Consider the following 18,118-nt stretch of genomic DNA (forward strand, 5'->3'; position numbering starts at 1 on the left):
TTATTCAGTTCCGCTCTCCGGGGCATGAGTAAGCCAGAACAGTTGGAGACAAAACTATGATGTACTCTTCCATTCCGCCTGTCGCCGCTTCACTTATCGCCACCACCGAAAATATCTTGCATATCGCACCTGCATCGAGAGGCTGGAAGGCTGACGCACCCAGCAACGTCGTGTTTTTTCCTCCGACATTATCCAAGCAAGCTCTGCTTATACAGATCGGACTTCTGCGCCCATCAACGATCATTGTTGCAGACCAAGTTATCGATGCCGACATCATAGGCCAGTGGCGTCTATCTCATCCATTTGGAAACCTCCATTTAGTCCGCCGTGGTGCGAGTCTGGATAAGGTGCGACTGGATCTTTGCGAGTCCCACAATATTCAAGTAATCAATACGCCAGGCATTAACGCGCCGCATGTCGCCGCCTATATTGCGCACTGGTTGACACTGGCGGATGGCTCCATGCCCCGTGAAATCTGTGTACTGGGATACGGCAATGTAGGAAAAGAGCTTGTTAAGTTACTGCTTGATCAAGATCCGGGTGTTCGGATCAAGGTGTTGGACCGACGTGATCGAGTAGCGGGCAATATCGGGGAAGCCTCCTCCAATTGTAGAGTCTCATTTGCCGCTGACTGGCTCGACGCGCTGGAGGGGGCCTATGCGGTCGCCGTATGCGTGTCCTTGAATGATGAATCCGCCCATCGCATTGATCGGACCCTCATTCAACGTATGCACAGACAGGCTCGCCTGGTCTGTGTCTCCAAGCCGGACGTCTTTAGCGATGATGCGTTGCAGACCCTGGCAACGGCTGAAGACACTCAGCTGGTGTTGGACTACGGCCCTCGGACATTGGATGCGTTCCGGATGCGCATACAAGCGCTCGGCTGCTGTGTCTCCACGTGGCGCAACCCGGCGACGCTGACGACACAGGCGGCCACCACCGAAGCCTGCCATTGCGACCTCGACTATGCGGTCTCTGTGCAACTGAGCTTGATGGCCTTGCGCAGCCTTGTCAGGCGCAATCTTGCACACTCATTGGCGATCCCCTCTCAGCATGCTGATGCCGGTGCGCCGCACGTGTCGATCATCGGCAGAGGTATCAACGGCCTGCTCCAAGCCGTGATGTTCCGCCTGGCGAATTATCAGGTCATGGTTTACGGAGGAAATCACGCGCGGGATGGCGCCAGTCACAAGCAGGTGAACATGCGTCATCTGTCAGCAACGGAGACGATTGCAAAGCCGCTGCATAACGATTATCTGACTCCCGGAAACCAGTACTTGGCCGTTGAGTGCAATCGAGCAGGCATCGAGCTGTTTGAAAAGCTCCTGGCCGACAACCCTTCGTTGGCGCGATTCGCGCGGTCGCGGATCGTACGCGCTTATGTGGACGGCGCCAGTGGCGTAGAGGCCGCGATCAGCGAGCAACGTGATATCGAAAACAGGCCTTGGCCGAGTGGCAAGCCGGGATGTGAACTGGCAGAGATCGGTCAACTGCAATTTCAGGCAACGTTTGGCGTCCCTGGGGTCTGTCGGGCGATTGAGGTGTCGGGCTACGATCTGGAGTTCAGCCATCTTATGGAGGAGATGGTGTCGCTTTTGCAGCGCTCCGGGGTTCAGTTCCTGCCCCAGCGCCTAAGCCCGATCCAAATTGCTGATCTGAGTAGAGAGCACTTCGTCGTCACCGCCATGGGGGTAGAGGAGCCAGAGGTAGTTGCGATCATTGGCTGGTTTTTCAAGCTTCGCGCCGTTGGTAAGGAAGGTGTCGAAATGCGCGGACTCAAGCTGCAGTACGATCTGCCAATCGGTGTCATGAATTGCCGGTTGGACGGGGACTGCATTCTTGTCTCCGGCGGGCAGGTTCCACCCGATTCGACGCCGCAGTACAAGGAGCAGATACGGGCGGCGTGCCTGGCTGCTGTTTCTCGGCACTTTCCACAGTCCTACGCCAGGGCGATCGAACGTGGCGACTTGCAGCTTATCGAATGTGCCAGGCCCGGCACCGCGGATGGACTTTCAATCGTTCATTGGTCCGCCTATAACCGAATTGTGGCGGGGGCAACTTACGCCGCCGGTACAACCCAGGGATTGGTTTGGGCCTCTCTGGTCCAGGCCGTCATCCAGGCAAGAGCGCCGGCAGTTTCGGCAATGTGGGAATAAAAAAACGGGTGCGACATCCGACGTCGCACCCGCTGAAGAAAGCTTCTTTCGACGGTTCTTTCAGATCGCCCGAGCGGCTACAGCCTCCGGGCGACGCGACAGCAAGCTCACCACCACAAAACTCACCAGGCCCACACCCAGGCTGTAGTAGATCGGCGTGTTGGCATCCAACCCGTCCTTGATCATGAACACCAGCGCCGTCACAAAGCCCAGGGTCATGGAGGTGATCGCTCCGGACGTCGTCGCACGTTTCCAGAAAATCGCGCCGATCAGCGGGATCAACATACCGCCCACCAACAGGTTGTAAGCCAGGGTCAGTGCGCTGATTACGTCGTTTACCAGCAGTGCGATGCCCAGCACGGCGATACCGGTCAGCAAGGTAAACAGGCGGTTGATCTTCAGGCTCGATTGTTTACCGCCCCGCCAGGCGCGGCAGCAGGTCTTCGGTCAGTACGGTGGAGGCGGCGAGCAAGCCGGCACTGGCGGTGGACATCATCGCAGCCAGTGCGGCGGCGATTACCAGGCCGCGGATACCGTCGGGCAGCGAGACTTTGACGATGGCGGCAAACGCATTGTTGACGTTGTCCAGGTCCGGGATCAGTACATGGGCGGCCATGCCGATCAGCGCACAGGCCAGGCCGTAGAGGATGCAGTAGAAACCGGCGAATGTACCTGCGTACTTGGCGACCTTTTCGTCACGGGCGGTGAACACCCGTTGCCAGATGTCCTGGCCGATCAGGATGCCGAAGAAGTAGATCATGAAGTAGGTGATGATGGTGTCCCAGCCGATTTCAGTGAAACTGAAGTTCGACGCGGGCAGTTTGGCCACCAGTTCATCCCAGCCGCCGACGCGGTACAGGCAGATCGGCAGCAGGATAAACATCAGGCCGACGGTCTTGATCACGAACTGCACGATGTCGGTCAGGGTCAGCGACCACATGCCGCCGATGGTCGAGTACACCACCACCACGCCACCGCCTACCAATACCGAGATCCAGAACGGCAGGTCGAACAGCACTTGCAGCACGGTGCCGATGGCGAGGATCGAGGTCACGCCGATCATCAGCGCGTAGGCCAGCATGATCACTGCACTGGCCTGGCGGGCCATGGGGTTGTAGCGTTTTTCCAGGACCTGGGTCACGGTGAAGATTTTCAGCTTCAGCAGCGGCTTGGCCAGGAACAGGTTCAGCGCAATGATCCCGGCACCCAGCGCGGCGCATAGCCAGAAGCCGGAAATACCATGTACATAACCCAAGCGTACGGTGCCGACGGTGGAGGCACCGCCCAGTACGGTGGCGGCCATGGTGCCCATGTACAGCGTAGGGCCGAGGTTACGGCCCGCCACCAGGTAATCTTCATGGGTCTTGGCGCGGCGCATGCCGTAGTAGCCGAGCACCAGCATGCCGGCGGCGTAGATGAGGACGACGAATAGATCTAAAGCCATGACGGCGGGTCTCCGATTATCTTTTTTATGTGGGGCTAAAGGGGGCTGTGTGGCGAGGGAGCTTGCTCCCGCTGGGCTGCGCAGCAGCCCCAATCCATTCCAGGCAATTCATCAGGCGGCCTCGCGACTGTTGCGCAGTCGAACGGGAGCAGGCTCCCTCGCCACAGTCGGCCCGTAGACGGAAGCCGGTTCAGGAAAGACGCGAAGCAACGTCAGGTACACCAGCGAGGCCAGCCCAAGCGTCACCGGCAAGCTGATGTCGATGCCGTCGGCGAGGTTGCCCAACGGCCCGACAAACTGTCCCGGCAGGTTGACGAAGCACAGGCCCACCAGCGCACTCGGGATCCAGGCCCCCAGGCCGCGCCAGTTCCAGCCGTGGCTGAACCAGTAGCGCCCGCCGGTTTCGCCGCGAGTGAACACTTGCAGGTCATCCGGGCAGTAAAAGCCCCGGCGCACGATCAGGCCGATGATCATCATCACCATCCACGGGGTGGTGCAGGTGATGATCAGCACGGCGAAGGTCGACACGCTCTGCACCAGGTTGGCGGCGAAACGTCCGATAAAGATGAAGGCAATCGACATCACCCCAATCAGCAGCGTTGCCTTGACCCGGGACAGCAGGCGTGGGAACACGCTGGACATGTCCAGCCCGGTGCCATACAGCGAGGTGGTGCCGGTGGACATGCCGCCGATCACCGCGATCAGGCACACCGGCAGGAAGAACCAGCTCGGTGCCACCGCCAACAGGCCGCCGACATAGTTGTTGGATGCGATGTAGTCCGGTGCCTTGATCGCCACGATGGTCGCGGTGGCCAGGCCGAACAGGAACGGGATCAATGTCGCGATCTGTGCGAACACCACCGCCAGCATGATCCGTATCTTCGAGGTTTCCCGTGGGATGTAGCGCGACCAGTCACCGAGGAACGCCCCGAAGGAAATCGGGTTGCTCATGGCCACCAGTGCCGCACCGATAAACGCCGCCCAGAAACCGGTCTGGCCGAGGGCAACGGTGCCGGCGAAGTGACTGTCGAAAGCGGGTGCGAAGGCGAAGATGCCCAACAGGAACAGCAGGCTCGCCGCCCATACTGCAATGCGGTTGACCCACAGCATGAAGCGAAAGCCGTAGATGCACACCGTCAGTACCAGAATGGCAAACACGCCGTAGGCCAGGCCCAGGGTCAGGTCGGTTTCCGGCAAGCCCACCAGACGTTTCGCACCGCCCACCAGCGCATCGCCTGAACTCCACACCGACAGTGAGAAGAACGCGATCGCGGTCAGCAGTGACAGGAACGAGCCGACAATCCGCCCGTGCACACCAAAGTGCGCACCGGAAGACACGGCGTTATTGGTGCCATTGAGCGGGCCGAACAAGCCCATGGGCGCGAGGATCACCGCACCCACCAGCACGCCCAGCATAATCGCCCAGACGCCGGCCTGGAACGACAAGCCAAACAGCACCGGAAAGCTCCCCAGCACCGCGGTGGCGAAGGTGTTGGCACCGCCGAAAATCAGGCGAAACAAATCCTTCGGCCCGGCGGTACGTTCGTGGTCCGGGATCTGTTCGACGCCGTTGGTTTCTATATTGCGAATACTGTTTTCGTTGTTTTTATTATTCATGATCTGCTCCGATCACATTGGCTAATGGGGCGGCAGCCCTTCCGGCATAGCGGACAAATGTTCGTGACAGGCCAGCCACAGGCCTTCTTTTTGTTGTGTGCGATTACCTTGTCGCTTGAAGACAATGGTCTCGCGTTCCTGGCTAAAGAATTGCTCCCCGTTCATGCGCAGCTCGGTGGCCACGTCATGCACAAATACCGCGACGTCACCGTGCAGGCTGACGAAAGCGTTGCTTGAGGTGCAGGACAGCACCTCAAACCCCTCGTCCCGGCGCCAGCTGTCCCACAACACCTGATAGGCATCGCGACTCAGCAGCGGCTGGGGGAGGGTGTAGAACACGAAGCTGGCGTCGACAGTGAACGCACCGAAGTAGGCATCGCGATCATTGCGGGCGAAGGCCGACACCAGGTCGGCCGCGGCTTTTAATACCTCGGCCTGGGCGCTCATCAGCGGTGCGCCACGCCCGGCAGTACGCAGAGCATTTCGTACAGCAAGTTGGCGCCAAGCAGCGAGGTGTTGCCGGTGGTGTCGTACGGCGGCGAAACTTCTACCAGGTCGCAACCAATCAGATCCAGGCCTTGGCAGCCACGGATGATTTCAATCGCCTGGATCGTGGTCAAGCCACCGATTTCCGGGGTGCCGGTGCCAGGCGCCCAGGCCGGGTCAATGCCGTCAATGTCGAAGCTCAGGTACACCGGGCCACCACCGACTTTCTCGCGCACTTCAGCCATCAAGGGGGCCAGGGAGTGGTGCCAGCATTCTTCGGCCTGGACCACACGGAAGCCCTGTTTACGGCTCCAGTTGAAGTCTTCGGCGGTGTAGCCCTGGGCGCGCAGGCCGATCTGGACCACGCGGTCGCAATCCAGCAAGCCTTCTTCCACCGCGCGACGGAAGGTGGTGCCGTGGGCGATTTTCTCGCCGAACATATGGTCGTTGACGTCAGCGTGGGCATCGATGTGCACCAGCCCGACCTTGCCGTGTTTCTTGTGGATCGCCCGCAGGATCGGCAGGGTGATGGTGTGGTCGCCACCCAGGGTCATCGGGATCACGTTGTGTTCGAGGATCTCGTCGTAGGCTTCTTCGATGATGCGCACGGCGTCCAGCAGGTTGAAGGTGTTGATCGCCACGTCGCCGATGTCGGCAACCGACAGCGAGTCAAACGGCGCGGCGCCGGTGGCCATGTTGTAAGGGCGGATCATCACCGATTCAGCGCGGATTTCCCGCGGCCCGAAACGGGTGCCGGCACGCAGGGAGGTGCCGATGTCCAGGGGCACACCGACAAAGGCGGCGTCCAGGCCCTTGGCCGATTGCAGATGGGGAAGACGCATCATGGTGGCGATGCCGGCGAAGCGCGGCATTTCGTTGCCGCCCAGTGGTTGGTGGAAAATCTTGTCCACGGGATTGCCTCATCGTTGTGTTTATTAGAGGCCGATTCTGCGAAATGCACGGGAAGGGAAGAATCGGCAGGGGCAAATACTTAGTTCAGATTTTTCTAAACTAATGCCTGAGGTAAACTCGGCTCCCACAGGTTTTATGTTTGCTTCTGGAGAGCCCATGGCCAGCGCCTTGCCCGACCTGAAACTCCTGCGCATCTTCGTCAGCGTCGTGCGGCACCAGGGTTTCGCCAATGCCCAGCACGAACTCAACCTGTCGACCTCGGCCATCAGCACTTACATGAGCCAATTGGAGGCCGCGTTGGGCCTGGTGCTGTGTCATCGCGGCCGGGGCGGGTTCAGCCTGACCAGCAAGGGCGAGTTGTTCCATCAGGAAACCCTGCGCCTGCTGGGCGAGCTGGAAGGCTTCGAGCAATACGCCGCCGCGCTCAAAGGCGAACTACGCGGCACCCTGAAACTCGGCGTACTTGACTCCACCGTCAGCGACAAGGCCTTGCCGTTTGCCGAAGTGATCGGCGCCTACAGCCAGGAACACCCGGCGGTGCATTTGCACCTGTCGGTGATGAGTCCTTACGAGTTGCAGCTCGGCGTCCAGGACAATCGCCTGGACCTGGCCATCGGTGCGTTTTCCAACCGGATGAGCGGGCTGATCTATATGCCGCTGTACCGCGAACAGCACTGGCTGTATTGCAGCACCCGTCACCCGTTGTTCAACGAGCGGCGCATTCCCGAACAGGTGATCACCCAGCAACGCATGGTCGGTCGTGGTTACTGGAGCCAGGCCGAACTCGCGCGTCACGGCTTCAAGCACAGCGCCGCCACCGTGGAAAGTATGGAGGCGCAATTGATCCTGGTGCTGTCCGGCGCCTACATCGGGTACTTGCCGGAACATTACGCTCAGGCCTGGGCCGACAAGGGTGATTTGCGGGTGCTGCTGCCGGCGACCTTTGGTTACCAGGCGCCGTTCTCGATGATCATGCGCCGGGGTCGCAGCCGCGAGCCGTTGATCCAGACCTTCCGCGATTTACTCAAAGCCCAGCTCAATCAGGCCTGAAAACCCATGTCCAGACCCCAATGCCCCCGCTGCCTGCGGCCCACCACCCATTGCCTGTGCGCGCTGATTCCCCGGTTGGATAGCCGCACTCGAGTGTTGCTGTTGCAGCATCCGAGCGAGGTCAATCACGCCTTGAACACAGCGAGGTTGGCGGCGCTGGGGTTGCTGAATGCGCAGTTGGTGGTGGGGGAGGTGTTTGAGGATTTGCAGGCGTTGTTGAATCCGCCGGGGTATCAGCCGCGATTGTTATTCCCTGCCGAGGATGCACAACCGTTGCAAGCCTACACGCCATCCGACGAACCGTTGCTGCTGGTAGTGCCGGACGGCACCTGGCGCAAGGCGCGCAAGTTGCTGCACCTCAATCCGTTGTTGGCAGCATTGCCTCGGGTGACGTTGGCGGAAGGCGCCGTGTCCCGTTACCGGCTGCGCAAGGCGCCGGGGCCCGGGGCATTGTCGACGGTGGAGGCCATCGTGCAGGCGTTGCAGGTGCTTGAAGCCCCGACCTTATTTGAGCCGTTATTGAAACCATTTGAGGCGCTGATCGACGGACAAATTGCCGCGATGGGGCAGGAAGTGTACCGACGCAACCACGGCACGCAATCTCCGTAGCAGTTGTCGAGCGCCAGCGAGGCTACGTCTGCCGCACCGCCGCTCTCGCGCCAGGCAAAGGACTGCGCCGCCCCCGACGCAGCCTCGCGGGGGCTCGACAGCTGCTACACAAAAACATCGGGTGTGTCTCACTACATGTTTGCGGGCTCTAGATTCTGCTTATTCTATTAAGCCATAAGCACCACACTTTGCGTGATATGGCCCGCCAGCCTTTCCCGGTATGATGGTCGCCCCCGCAGTCTGGATTGCGAATACGCCATGACCTTGCAGTACCCCACCATCGCCGATTGCGTCGGCAACACCCCGCTGGTCCGCTTGCAGCGCCTGCCGGGCAATACCAGCAATACCTTGTTGCTCAAGCTCGAAGGGAATAACCCGGCCGGTTCGGTCAAGGACCGCCCGGCGTTGTCGATGATCACCCGCGCCGAGTTGCGTGGGCAGATCAAGCCCGGCGACACCCTGATCGAAGCCACCTCCGGTAATACCGGGATTGCCCTGGCCATGGCTGCGGCGATCAAGGGCTACAAGATGGTCCTGATCATGCCCGACAACGGCAGCGCCGAGCGCAAGGCAGCGATGACCGCCTATGGCGCCGAGTTGATCCTGGTCACCCAGGAAGAAGGCATGGAAGGCGCCCGCGACCTCGCCGAGCGTATGGCTGCCGAAGGCCGTGGCCTGGTGCTGGACCAGTTCGCCAACGGCGACAACCCCGAGGCGCACTACACCACCACCGGCCCGGAAATCTGGCGCCAGACCCAGGGCACCATCACTCACTTCGTGAGTTCGATGGGCACCACCGGCACCATCATGGGCAACTCGCGTTACCTCAAGGAGCAGAATCCCGAGATCCAGATCGTCGGCCTGCAACCGATGGAAGGCTCGGCGATCCCGGGGATCCGTCGTTGGCCCGAGGAGTACTTGCCGAAGATCTATAACGCCGCTCGGGTTGATCGCATCATCGACATGGCCCAGCGTGAAGCCGAAGACACCACCCGCCGGTTGGCCCGTGAAGAAGGCATCTTCTGCGGCGTGTCGTCCGGTGGTGCAGTGGCCGGGATGTTGCGCTTGTCCCAGGAGTTGGAAAACGCGGTGATCGTCGCGATCATCTGTGACCGTGGCGACCGTTACCTGTCGACCGGCATTTTCGACGCGCCCAACTGATGGCCAAGCACGAGAGAGGCCTGCGCTTCCAACCGACGGGCGGCAGCCGCGCCCCGCAGATTCCTGTAGGCAAGAAGCAGCGCCTGACCATCGAACGTCTGGCCAATGACGGCCGTGGCATCGTGTTCTTTGAAGGCCGCACCTGGTTTGTGGTGGGTGCCCTGGCCGGCGAAGAGGTTGAGGCGCGGGTGTTGGGCGCCCACGGCAAAGTGGTCGAGGCCCGCACCGAGCGCGTATTTACCGCCAGCGCACTGCGCCGTCCGGCACCCTGTGTCCACGCCGGCCGTTGCGGCGGTTGCAGCCTGCAACACTTGCCCCATGACGAACAACTTGCCCTGAAACAGCGCATGCTCGCCGAGCAATTATCCCGTGTGGCCGGTGTCGAACCCCAAGAGTGGGCCGCGCCCTTGAGCGGGCCGGAATTCGGCTATCGCCGCCGCGCCCGCGTGGCCGTGCGCTGGGATGCCAAGGCGAAGAAACTTGAAGTCGGCTTTCGCGCCGTGGCCAGCCAGGACATCGTCGCCATCGACGATTGCCCGGTGCTGGTACAGGCCTTGCAGCCGATCATGCAGCGGTTGCCAAACATGCTGCGACGCTTGAGCAAACCTCAGGCGTTGGGGCATGTGGAGTTGTTCAGCGGCTCGTCGATTGCCGTGTTGTTGCGACACATGGCGCCCTTGTCTGAAGCGGACCTGACGATCCTGCAGGAATTTTGTAACTTCCATGAAGCCCAGTTGTGGCTGCATGGCGAGGGCCAGCCGCAGTCTTTCGAGCCAGACCAGGCGTTGGGCTACCGGTTGGAGCAGTGGAATTTGCAGTTGGCGTACCGCCCGGGAGATTTTGTGCAGGTCAACGCCGGGGTCAACGAGGCGATGGTCGCCCAGGCCCTGGAATGGCTGGCGCCAAAGCCCGACGAGCGGGTGCTGGATTTGTTTTGTGGCTTGGGCAACTTCGCCTTGCCGCTGGCCCGCCAAGTGCGGGAAGTGGTGGCGGTGGAAGGCGTGCAGGCCATGGTGGACCGGGCGGCGCAAAATGCCGTCAGCAATAATTTGCATAATGTGCAGTTTTTTCAGGCCGATTTGTCTCAGCCTTTGACCGACGCGGAATGGGCCAAACAGGGCTTTTCTGCGGTACTCTTGGACCCACCCCGCGATGGTGCCCTGGAGGCTGTGCGCAAGCTCGCTACCCTGGGGGCTGATCGCCTGGTGTATGTGTCCTGCAATCCGGCAACGCTGGCGCGGGATACGGTCGAGTTGGTCAAGCAAGGCTACCGGCTAAAACGTGCCGGGATCCTCGACATGTTTCCCCAGACGGCCCATGTCGAGGCCATGGCGTTATTTGAAGCGGGCTAGGATGCCCGTTTAATCCGACTGGCCTGCATCTCCTGGGCCTGTGACCTGCCAGGGAGCGTGCACAAGCTTTTTTTGTAAAGCAGGTCAGCGATGATTTTGACGCACTAAAAGGTGCGTCGTAGGGAAGGTAAGCAAGATGGTACAGGTGAGAGCACACCAGCCGATCAACACCGACGGCAGTATCAATCTCGAGGCATGGCTGGATCATGCCATCAGTGTCGACCCGGCACTGGACCGTGAAGCCTTGAAAGCAGCCTGCGAGTTCGCTCGTGAGTCTGAACAGCAAGACAATGCGGCCAAGAACCTGTGGGCCGAAGGCACTTCAAGCTTTCGCACCGGGTTGGAAATAGCCGAGATCCTCGCCGATCTCAAGCTCGATCAGGATTCGTTGATTGCAGCGGTGCTGTATCGCGGCGTGCGCGAAGGGCATATTCAATTGCCCACCGTCAGCCAGCGCTTCGGCACTGTGGTGGCCAAGCTGATCGACGGCGTGCTGCGCATGGCGGCGATCAGTGCCAGCCTCAGCCCGCGCCAGTCCATGGTGCTGGGCACCCAGGGCCAGGTGGAAAACCTGCGCAAGATGCTGGTGGCGATGGTCGACGACGTACGTGTCGCCCTGATCAAGCTGGCCGAACGCACCTGCGCGATTCGTGCGGTGAAAACCGCTGACGACGAAAAGCGCAACCGCGTCGCCCGCGAGGTGTTCGACATCTACGCGCCGCTGGCCCACCGTCTGGGCATCGGCCATATCAAGTGGGAACTGGAGGACTTGTCCTTCCGTTACCTCGAACCCGATCAATACAAACAGATTGCCACGCTGCTCCATGAGCGGCGGCTGGACCGTGAGCGTTTCATCGCCGACGTGATGAGCCAGTTACGCACGGAGTTGCAGGCCACCGGCGTTGAAGCCGACATCAGCGGCCGGGCCAAACACATCTATTCCATCTGGCGCAAAATGCAGCGCAAGGGCCTGGCCTTCAGCCAGATCTACGACGTGCGCGCCGTGCGTGTGCTGGTGCCGGAAATGCGCGACTGCTACACCGCGCTGGGTATCGTGCACACGCTGTGGCGGCACATCCCCAAGGAATTCGACGACTACATCGCCAACCCCAAGGAAAACGGTTACCGCTCGTTGCACACGGCAGTGATCGGCCCCGAGGGCAAGGTGCTGGAAGTGCAGATTCGTACCCATGCGATGCACGAAGAGGCAGAGCTGGGTGTATGCGCTCACTGGCGCTACAAGGGTACCGACGTCAAGGCCGGGTCCAACCAGTACGAAGAGAAAATCTCTTGGTTGCGTCAGGTGTTGGAATGGCACGAAGAGCTGGGCGACATCGGTGGTTTGGCCGACCAGTTGCGGGTGGACATCGAACCCGACCGGGTCTACATCTTCACCCCCGACGGCCACGCGATCGACCTGCCCAAGGGCGCCACGCCGCTGGATTTTGCCTACCGCGTGCACACCGAGATCGGCCACAACTGCCGTGGCGCGAAGATCAACGGGCGCATCGTACCGCTCAACTACAGCCTGCAGACCGGTGAACAGGTCGAGATCATCACCAGCAAGCACGGTACGCCGAGCCGCGACTGGCTGAACCCGAACCTGGGCTACATCACCACCTCCCGGGCGCGGGCGAAGATCGTCCACTGGTTCAAGTTGCAGGCGCGCGACCAGAACGTCGCCGCCGGCAAGACCTTGCTCGAACGCGAATTGGCGCGTCTTGGCCTGCCGCAGGTGGACTTCGACAAGCTGGCCGAAAAGGCCAACATGAAGATCGCCGAAGACATGTTTGCCGCCCTCGGTGCCGGCGATCTGCGCCTGGCGCAGTTGGTGAATCTGGCCCAGCAACTGGTTGAGCCGGAGCGTGGCAGCGAGCAGCTGGAACTGATTCCACGCAAGGCCACCGGCTACAAGCCCGGCAAGCGCGGCGATATCCAGATCCAGGGCGTGGGCAACCTGATGACGCAAATGGCCGGCTGCTGCCAGCCGTTGCCGGGCGACGCCATCGTCGGTTACATCACTCAGGGACGCGGGGTGAGCATTCACCGCCAGGACTGTGCCTCGGTGTTGCAACTGGGCGGGCGTGAGCCGGAGCGGATTATCCAGGTCAGTTGGGGCCCGGTGCCGGTGTTGACCTATCCGGTGGACATCGTCATCCGTGCCTACGACCGTTCCGGCCTGCTGCGCGACGTTTCGCAGGTTCTGCTCAATGAGCGGATCAACGTGCTGGCGGTCAACACCCGCTCGAACAAAGAGGACAACACTGCGTTGATGTCCCTGACCATCGAGATTCCGGGGCTGGACGCGTTGGGTCGGTTGCTGGGGCGTATTTCCCAGTTGCCGAACATCATTGAGACCCGGCGTAATCGGACACCATGAGTAGCTGGATGAACGCGGATTAAAATGTGGGAGCGGGCTTGCTCGCGAAGGCGTCGTGTCAGTTACCTGATATTTGACAGACACACCGCCTTCGCGAGCAAGCCCGCTCCCACAGTTGATCCTCAGCGTTCCCACTTCTGCGGAAAGAGACTGATGTATTCACTTGAAGACCTGCTGCACCTGATGAACCGCCTGCGCGACCCGCAATACGGTTGCCCGTGGGACATCAAGCAAACCTACGCCACCATCGTCCCCCACACTCTGGAAGAAGCCTACGAAGTCGCCGACGCCATCGAGCGCGGGGATTTTGATCACCTGCAAGGTGAGCTGGGCGACCTGTTATTCCAGGTGGTGTATTACAGCCAGCTGGCGCGGGAAGAAGGGCGCTTTGAATTCGCCGGGGTGATCGACAGCATTACCCGCAAGTTGATTCGCCGTCACCCGCATGTGTTCCCTACGGGTGACTTGTACGCGCCGCTGGATATCCCGCAGTTGAGCGAAGAGCAGGTCAAGCAGCGCTGGGAAGAGATCAAGGCCGAGGAGCGTGCGGAAAAGTCCGACGCGCCACAGCAATTGTCCCTGCTGGATGACGTACCAACGGCCTTACCCGCGTTGTCCCGCGCCGCCAAATTGCAAAAGCGCGCCGGGCAGGTGGGGTTCGACTGGCCGGCCGCGTTGCCGGTGGTGGATAACGTGCGCGAAGAGCTGGATGAAGTGCTGGAGGCCATGGCCGATAACGACCCGGCAGCCATCGCGGATGAGGTGGGTGACCTGCTGTTTGCGGCGGTCAACCTGGCCCGTCATCTCCAGGTCGACCCGGAAGCGGCCCTGCGTTTAGCCAACGCCAAATTCGAACGACGTTTCCGATTTATCGAACAGGCATTGCGCGACACACGCCAATCCATAGAAGATTGCACCCTCGAAGAGTTGGACGCCCTCTGGGGTGAAGCCAAACGCCAGGAAAAGAATCTGTCCAGCTGCGGCTGAGCCGTTGCCCAAGTGAGTAAGCACCATGAGCATTTCCCTTCGCGACCAGTTGCTCAAAGCAGGCCTGGTCAACCAAAAGCAGGCCAAGCAGGTCGGCAAAGAGAAACAGAAACAGCAGCGGCTGGTGCATAAAGGCCAGGTTGCTGCCGACGATAGCCAGGCGCGCCTGGCCATCGAAGCGCATGCCGAGAAGGTCAAGCGCGACCAGGAGCTGAACCGTCAGCAGCAGGAAAAAGCCGAGGCCAAGGCCCGCGTTGCCCAGGTCAAGCAACTGATCGAAACCTCGCGCCTGCCCAAGTTGACCACTGAGGACTACTACAACTTCGTGGACGACAAGAAGGTCAAGCGCCTGTCGGTCAACACGCTGATGCGCAACAAGCTGAGCAACGGCTCCCTGGCGATCGTGCATCACGGTGGCGGTTACGAGGTGATCCCGCGCGAAGCCGCGCTGAAGATCCAGGAGCGGGCGCCGGAGCGTATCGTCCAGATGAACGTCCTGACCGAAAGCCAGGTGCCGGATGAGGATGATCCGTACGCCGCCTACCAGATCCCTGATGACCTGATGTGGTAAGGCGTTAGAAACCACATTGTGGCGAGGGAGCTTGTTGTGGTGAGTGAGCTTGCTGTGGCGAGGGAGCTTGCTCCCGCTGGGGCGCGAAGCGCCCCCAAGATCCCAAACCCAAAAAACACAAACCCCGCTCAAAAGGCGGGGTTTGTGTTTTCAGATACTCCAGCTGCGTGGGGCTGGCTACCTAAAGGATTTCAGAATTTCAGGAGCTTTGCGCCTGGCGTTTCATCTCAAGGGTCTCGAGCTCGTTTTTATAATTATGAGCTTCGGTCTCGTCGTGAAACATGCCGACCAGCAGGTCTTGCTGGTGTACATCCCAGATGTGAATCCCGTGGGCTACTGCTTCATGGGACATATGTTCATCGTCGCGTTCAGTTACTTTTACAGTCATCTGCTTGCTCCAATCTCTGGTTGATCTGCGGCAAGGCGTCGCAGGCCTTTGTTATATGATTTGTTAGCTTGCTAAGTAAATAACCAGGAATTGCAACACACCTTTACAGGATTTGCAGTAATCGCCCGAGCCCACGGAAACCGCGACATTGCGTCGCAGGGCGCTGAGTTATATGACAAAAGTTTCATGTTGGCGCCAGGCGACAGGCGAAAAAAAGCCCCGCATGCGCGAGGCTCTTTCACTGTGCTGAGGATCAGCTGCCTTTGACAGCCTTGCCGTCAACGGTACCGTCTTGCAGCATGATGTTGTATTCCTTGCCGTCGGTCTCGACCTGGCGCAGGGCAACCAGGATGCCGCCCCAGTCCTTGGCAAACCACATTTGGGTAATGCGCTTGCTTTGAGTCGGGTCACGCACGCGCTCGACCTTGATCGCATCGATGGAGCCGGCTTTGGTCTGGACCTTTTCCGGGCCGATCACGCGGAAGTCGTAGGTATCGACATCTGTGCCTTCGACGACGTTGTAGCTCATGCTTTTCTTGCCGGCTGCCACATCGCGCTGCAGTGCCAACTGGTAGGTCGACTTATCGAGCATGCCGCTTTGAAGGGCCACGTTGACCGGGTCCTTGTTTTCAAAACCGGTGACTTTCTTGGCCGTCTGATCGAAGTCGAGGTTGATCTTCTTCGTCTTTCCAAGGCCGCCGCGTTCGAAGGTGTAGCTCACCGGCTGCAGGGCATCGTTGTCGAAGCGAATCACGCTGGTTTCAGTCAGGCTGGCGATCATCATCGAAGCCTTGAAATTCAAGGTCCAGCTGCCGTTGTCATTTTTGGTCAGGCTGCGTTCTGCCGAACCACTCATGGGCAACTGTTTCCAGTCGGCGGTGTAGCTGGCGGAGAAAGGGTGAAGGTCTGCCGCTTGCACGGCAGGCAGGGCGAACAGCGCAAAGGCGAAGAGCAGGGCGCGACGCATAAAGTCTCCTAGGTTCGAATCAAGTGGCCGCTGGCCGCAAGTAACTGACCGTCCAATAATGCACCGTGGTCGCCAAGAATCAACCGCCCCTCAGCGAACCAGCGAACAGCCAGCGGGTAAATCTTGTGTTCCTGGGTGTGAACCCGTTGCGCAAGTGTCTGCGCAGAGTCCTCAGACTCTACCGGAACTACTGCCTGTACGACCAGAGGCCCGCCATCGAGTTCCTCGGTAACAAAGTGCACGCTGCAGCCGTGCTCGGTGTCGCCGGCCTCAAGGGCACGCTGGTGGGTGTGTAACCCTTTGTATTTGGGCAGCAGGGACGGGTGGATATTCAGCAGGCGCCCGTTGTAGTGGCGCACGAAGTCAGCGCTGAGAATGCGCATGAAGCCGGCCAGTACCACGAGTTTGGGGTTGAAGGCGTCGATCAGTTCGATCAAGGCGCTGTCGAAGGCCTCGCGGCCTTCGAAAGCCTTGTGATCCAGGGAGCGGGTGTCGATACCCGCGTCCCTGGCGCGTTGCAGGCCGTAGGCGTCGCTGCGGTTGGAGATCACCGCAGCGATGCGCACCGGGCTGTCGCCGGTGCGCGTGCTATCGATCAGGGCCTGCAAGTTACTGCCGGTGCCGGAGAGCAGCACCACGACATCACAGGTTGCAGGCATCAGTGCGCCTTAAGGTTCTTCAGTTCAACCTGAGCCGCGCCTTCAGGCGCGGTAGCGATCTGGCCGATGACCCAAGGCTGCTCGCCGGCTTCACGCAGTACGTTCAGCGCGGTTTCAACGTGCTCTTGAGCCACGCAGATGACCATACCTACGCCGCAGTTCAGCACGCGGTGCATCTCGGTTTCGTTGACGTTGCCTTTCTCTTGCAGCCAGTCGAAGACTGCCGGGCGCTGCCAGCTGGCCACGTCGACAATCGCCTGGGCGCCTTTAGGCAGTACGCGCGGAATGTTGTCCAGCAGGCCGCCACCGGTGATGTGGGCCATGGCCTTGACCGCGCCGGTGTCCTTGATCAGCTTGAGCAGCGGCTTCACGTAGATGCGGGTCGGGGCCATCAGCAGGTCGGTCAAAGGCTTGCCGTCGAGCTGGATGGTTTCGATGTCGGCACCGGACACTTCGATGATCTTGCGGATCAACGAGTAGCCGTTGGAGTGCGGGCCGGACGATGGCAGGGCCAGCAGGGCGTCACCGGCAGCGACTTTGGAGCCGTCGATGATTTCGGATTTTTCGACAACGCCGACGCAGAAACCGGCCAGGTCGTAGTCTTCGCCTTCGTACATGCCTGGCATTTCAGCGGTTTCACCACCGACCAGGGAGCAGCCGGACAGTTCGCAGCCAGCGCCAATGCCGGTAACCACTTGGGTCGCGGTCTCGACGTTGAGCTTGCCGGTGGCGTAGTAGTCAAGGAAGAACAGCGGCTCGGCGCCACACACCACCAGGTCGTTCACGCACATGGCAACCAGGTCGATGCCGATGCTGTCGTGCTTGTTCAGGTTCAGTGCCAGGCGCAGCTTGGTGCCCACACCGTCGGTGCCGGAGACCAATACAGGCTGCTTGTAGCCGGCCGGGATCTCGCAGAGGGCGCCAAAACCGCCCAGGCCGCCCATGACTTCGGGGCGCGCAGTGCGCTTGGCGACGCTCTTGATGCGTTCGACCAATGCTTCACCGGCGTCGATGTCTACACCGGCGTCCTTGTAGCTCAGGGAGGGTTGCTTGCTCATGATCCAGGCCTTTAGGGGGGATTCAGGGGTAACGACCGAATGCGGCGGGAATACCGAAACCTGAAGTTTCAGCATGGCCTGCCATTGACGGTCTGCGAAGGCGCGCGATTTTATCAGGCTTGAGGGGCAGCGGCCATCCTCGGGCCGACGGGCAGGGGCAATAGCTGTTAAAAAAATCGCTAATCGAGTCGGTCACGGGCCGTATTAAGGTATAGCCTTTAACTCGCTATCGTTATGACAGTACAAAAACTTACCGAGGCCCTGTGAATGTTTTGCCGGTCGCTGTGGTCACAGCCTTGCTCAACAGTGTTCACGCGGTCT

Annotated in this window: 15 protein-coding genes and 1 pseudogene; 8 read left to right on the forward strand and 8 right to left on the reverse strand. The window is 60.2% G+C overall.

The features are described from left to right. Nucleotides 1-56 precede the first annotated feature (56 nt). Nucleotides 57-2,156, forward strand: coding sequence for an FAD-dependent oxidoreductase (locus NVB75_RS27860; RefSeq protein WP_258344265.1), 2,100 nt, complete (start codon nucleotides 57-59; stop codon nucleotides 2,154-2,156). Between the two features lie 60 nt (nucleotides 2,157-2,216). Here the strand turns inward: NVB75_RS27860 and NVB75_RS27865 are convergent. The 4 genes and pseudogenes from NVB75_RS27865 to speB form a co-directional block, all read right to left on the reverse strand. Beyond that, a pseudogene (locus NVB75_RS27865) lies at nucleotides 2,217-3,600 on the reverse strand (sodium:solute symporter). Nucleotides 3,601-3,711: 111 nt separating this feature from the next. Beyond that, a complete protein-coding gene (locus NVB75_RS27870; protein ID WP_258344266.1) occupies nucleotides 3,712-5,217 on the reverse strand; it encodes a cytosine permease in 1,506 nt (501 codons plus the stop codon). Nucleotides 5,218-5,238: 21 nt separating this feature from the next. Further along, nucleotides 5,239-5,664 (reverse strand): nuclear transport factor 2 family protein, encoded by a 426-nt coding sequence (locus tag NVB75_RS27875; protein WP_258344267.1) that lies wholly within the window; start codon nucleotides 5,662-5,664, stop codon nucleotides 5,239-5,241. After that, nucleotides 5,664-6,614: an agmatinase gene (speB, locus tag NVB75_RS27880; RefSeq protein ID WP_003210733.1), complete on the reverse strand. Its 951-nt coding sequence runs from the start codon at nucleotides 6,612-6,614 to the stop codon at nucleotides 5,664-5,666. Before speB ends, NVB75_RS27875 begins: the two co-directional genes overlap by 1 nt. A 157-nt stretch (nucleotides 6,615-6,771) precedes the next feature. On the opposite strand from speB, the gene NVB75_RS27885 reads away from it, so the two are divergent. The 7 genes from NVB75_RS27885 to NVB75_RS27915 all read left to right on the forward strand — a co-directional run bounded on the left by NVB75_RS27885 (nucleotide 6,772) and on the right by NVB75_RS27915 (nucleotide 14,725). Continuing rightward, complete coding sequence (locus NVB75_RS27885; RefSeq protein ID WP_258344268.1) at nucleotides 6,772-7,665, forward strand: LysR family transcriptional regulator; 894 nt, start codon at nucleotides 6,772-6,774, stop codon at nucleotides 7,663-7,665. A gap of 6 nt (nucleotides 7,666-7,671) precedes the next feature. After that, nucleotides 7,672-8,274: a tRNA-uridine aminocarboxypropyltransferase gene (locus NVB75_RS27890; RefSeq protein WP_258344269.1), complete on the forward strand. Its 603-nt coding sequence runs from the start codon at nucleotides 7,672-7,674 to the stop codon at nucleotides 8,272-8,274. A gap of 258 nt (nucleotides 8,275-8,532) precedes the next feature. After that, a complete protein-coding gene (gene cysM, locus NVB75_RS27895) occupies nucleotides 8,533-9,435 on the forward strand; it encodes a cysteine synthase CysM (protein ID WP_017479132.1) in 903 nt (300 codons plus the stop codon). Next, nucleotides 9,435-10,787, forward strand: coding sequence for a 23S rRNA (uracil(1939)-C(5))-methyltransferase RlmD (gene rlmD, locus NVB75_RS27900; RefSeq protein ID WP_258344270.1), 1,353 nt, complete (start codon nucleotides 9,435-9,437; stop codon nucleotides 10,785-10,787). Before cysM ends, rlmD begins: the two co-directional genes overlap by 1 nt. A 136-nt stretch (nucleotides 10,788-10,923) precedes the next feature. Continuing rightward, complete coding sequence (relA, locus tag NVB75_RS27905; protein ID WP_010176475.1) at nucleotides 10,924-13,167, forward strand: GTP diphosphokinase; 2,244 nt, start codon at nucleotides 10,924-10,926, stop codon at nucleotides 13,165-13,167. Nucleotides 13,168-13,320: 153 nt separating this feature from the next. Next, a complete protein-coding gene (gene mazG, locus NVB75_RS27910) occupies nucleotides 13,321-14,154 on the forward strand; it encodes a nucleoside triphosphate pyrophosphohydrolase (RefSeq protein WP_258344271.1) in 834 nt (277 codons plus the stop codon). Nucleotides 14,155-14,179: 25 nt separating this feature from the next. Beyond that, nucleotides 14,180-14,725, forward strand: a complete 546-nt coding sequence (locus NVB75_RS27915; RefSeq protein ID WP_017479129.1) for a DUF2058 domain-containing protein — start codon at nucleotides 14,180-14,182, stop codon at nucleotides 14,723-14,725. A gap of 199 nt (nucleotides 14,726-14,924) precedes the next feature. On the opposite strand, the gene NVB75_RS27920 is transcribed toward NVB75_RS27915, so the two are convergent. The 4 genes from NVB75_RS27920 to purM all read right to left on the reverse strand — a co-directional run bounded on the left by NVB75_RS27920 (nucleotide 14,925) and on the right by purM (nucleotide 17,797). Beyond that, nucleotides 14,925-15,113, reverse strand: a complete 189-nt coding sequence (locus NVB75_RS27920; RefSeq protein ID WP_008438187.1) for a hypothetical protein — start codon at nucleotides 15,111-15,113, stop codon at nucleotides 14,925-14,927. A gap of 253 nt (nucleotides 15,114-15,366) precedes the next feature. Continuing rightward, the gene (locus NVB75_RS27925; RefSeq protein ID WP_258344272.1) at nucleotides 15,367-16,080 is read right to left on the reverse strand and encodes a DUF3108 domain-containing protein; all 714 of its coding nucleotides are present in this window, start codon (nucleotides 16,078-16,080) and stop codon (nucleotides 15,367-15,369) included. An 8-nt stretch (nucleotides 16,081-16,088) separates the two neighbouring features. After that, on the reverse strand, nucleotides 16,089-16,739 hold the full coding sequence (purN, locus tag NVB75_RS27930) for a phosphoribosylglycinamide formyltransferase (RefSeq protein WP_258344273.1): 651 nt from the start codon (nucleotides 16,737-16,739) through the stop codon (nucleotides 16,089-16,091). Continuing rightward, nucleotides 16,739-17,797 carry a phosphoribosylformylglycinamidine cyclo-ligase gene (gene purM, locus NVB75_RS27935; RefSeq protein WP_063032448.1) on the reverse strand — a complete coding sequence of 353 codons (1,059 nt, stop codon included), beginning with the start codon at nucleotides 17,795-17,797 and terminating at the stop codon, nucleotides 16,739-16,741. Before purM ends, purN begins: the two co-directional genes overlap by 1 nt. Between the last annotated feature and the right edge of the window lie 321 nt (nucleotides 17,798-18,118).

It is taken from the genome of Pseudomonas sp. CBS, assembly GCF_024734645.1.
Taxonomy (GTDB): Bacteria; Pseudomonadota; Gammaproteobacteria; order Pseudomonadales; family Pseudomonadaceae; genus Aquipseudomonas.

What these genes read in the sequence shown, in the direction of transcription:
- NVB75_RS27860 (WP_258344265.1), top strand. Translation starts at nt 57, where the DNA reads ATGATGTACTCTTCCATTCCGCCTGTCGCCGCTTCACTTATCGCCACC.
- NVB75_RS27870 (WP_258344266.1), bottom strand. Translation starts at nt 5,217, where the DNA reads ATGAATAATAAAAACAACGAAAACAGTATTCGCAATATAGAAACCAAC.
- NVB75_RS27875 (WP_258344267.1), bottom strand. Translation starts at nt 5,664, where the DNA reads ATGAGCGCCCAGGCCGAGGTATTAAAAGCCGCGGCCGACCTGGTGTCG.
- NVB75_RS27885 (WP_258344268.1), top strand. Translation starts at nt 6,772, where the DNA reads ATGGCCAGCGCCTTGCCCGACCTGAAACTCCTGCGCATCTTCGTCAGC.
- NVB75_RS27890 (WP_258344269.1), top strand. Translation starts at nt 7,672, where the DNA reads ATGTCCAGACCCCAATGCCCCCGCTGCCTGCGGCCCACCACCCATTGC.
- cysM (WP_017479132.1), top strand. Translation starts at nt 8,533, where the DNA reads ATGACCTTGCAGTACCCCACCATCGCCGATTGCGTCGGCAACACCCCG.
- rlmD (WP_258344270.1), top strand. Translation starts at nt 9,435, where the DNA reads ATGGCCAAGCACGAGAGAGGCCTGCGCTTCCAACCGACGGGCGGCAGC.
- relA (WP_010176475.1), top strand. Translation starts at nt 10,924, where the DNA reads ATGGTACAGGTGAGAGCACACCAGCCGATCAACACCGACGGCAGTATC.
- mazG (WP_258344271.1), top strand. Translation starts at nt 13,321, where the DNA reads ATGTATTCACTTGAAGACCTGCTGCACCTGATGAACCGCCTGCGCGAC.
- NVB75_RS27915 (WP_017479129.1), top strand. Translation starts at nt 14,180, where the DNA reads ATGAGCATTTCCCTTCGCGACCAGTTGCTCAAAGCAGGCCTGGTCAAC.
- NVB75_RS27920 (WP_008438187.1), bottom strand. Translation starts at nt 15,113, where the DNA reads ATGACTGTAAAAGTAACTGAACGCGACGATGAACATATGTCCCATGAA.
- NVB75_RS27925 (WP_258344272.1), bottom strand. Translation starts at nt 16,080, where the DNA reads ATGCGTCGCGCCCTGCTCTTCGCCTTTGCGCTGTTCGCCCTGCCTGCC.
- purN (WP_258344273.1), bottom strand. Translation starts at nt 16,739, where the DNA reads ATGCCTGCAACCTGTGATGTCGTGGTGCTGCTCTCCGGCACCGGCAGT.
- purM (WP_063032448.1), bottom strand. Translation starts at nt 17,797, where the DNA reads ATGAGCAAGCAACCCTCCCTGAGCTACAAGGACGCCGGTGTAGACATC.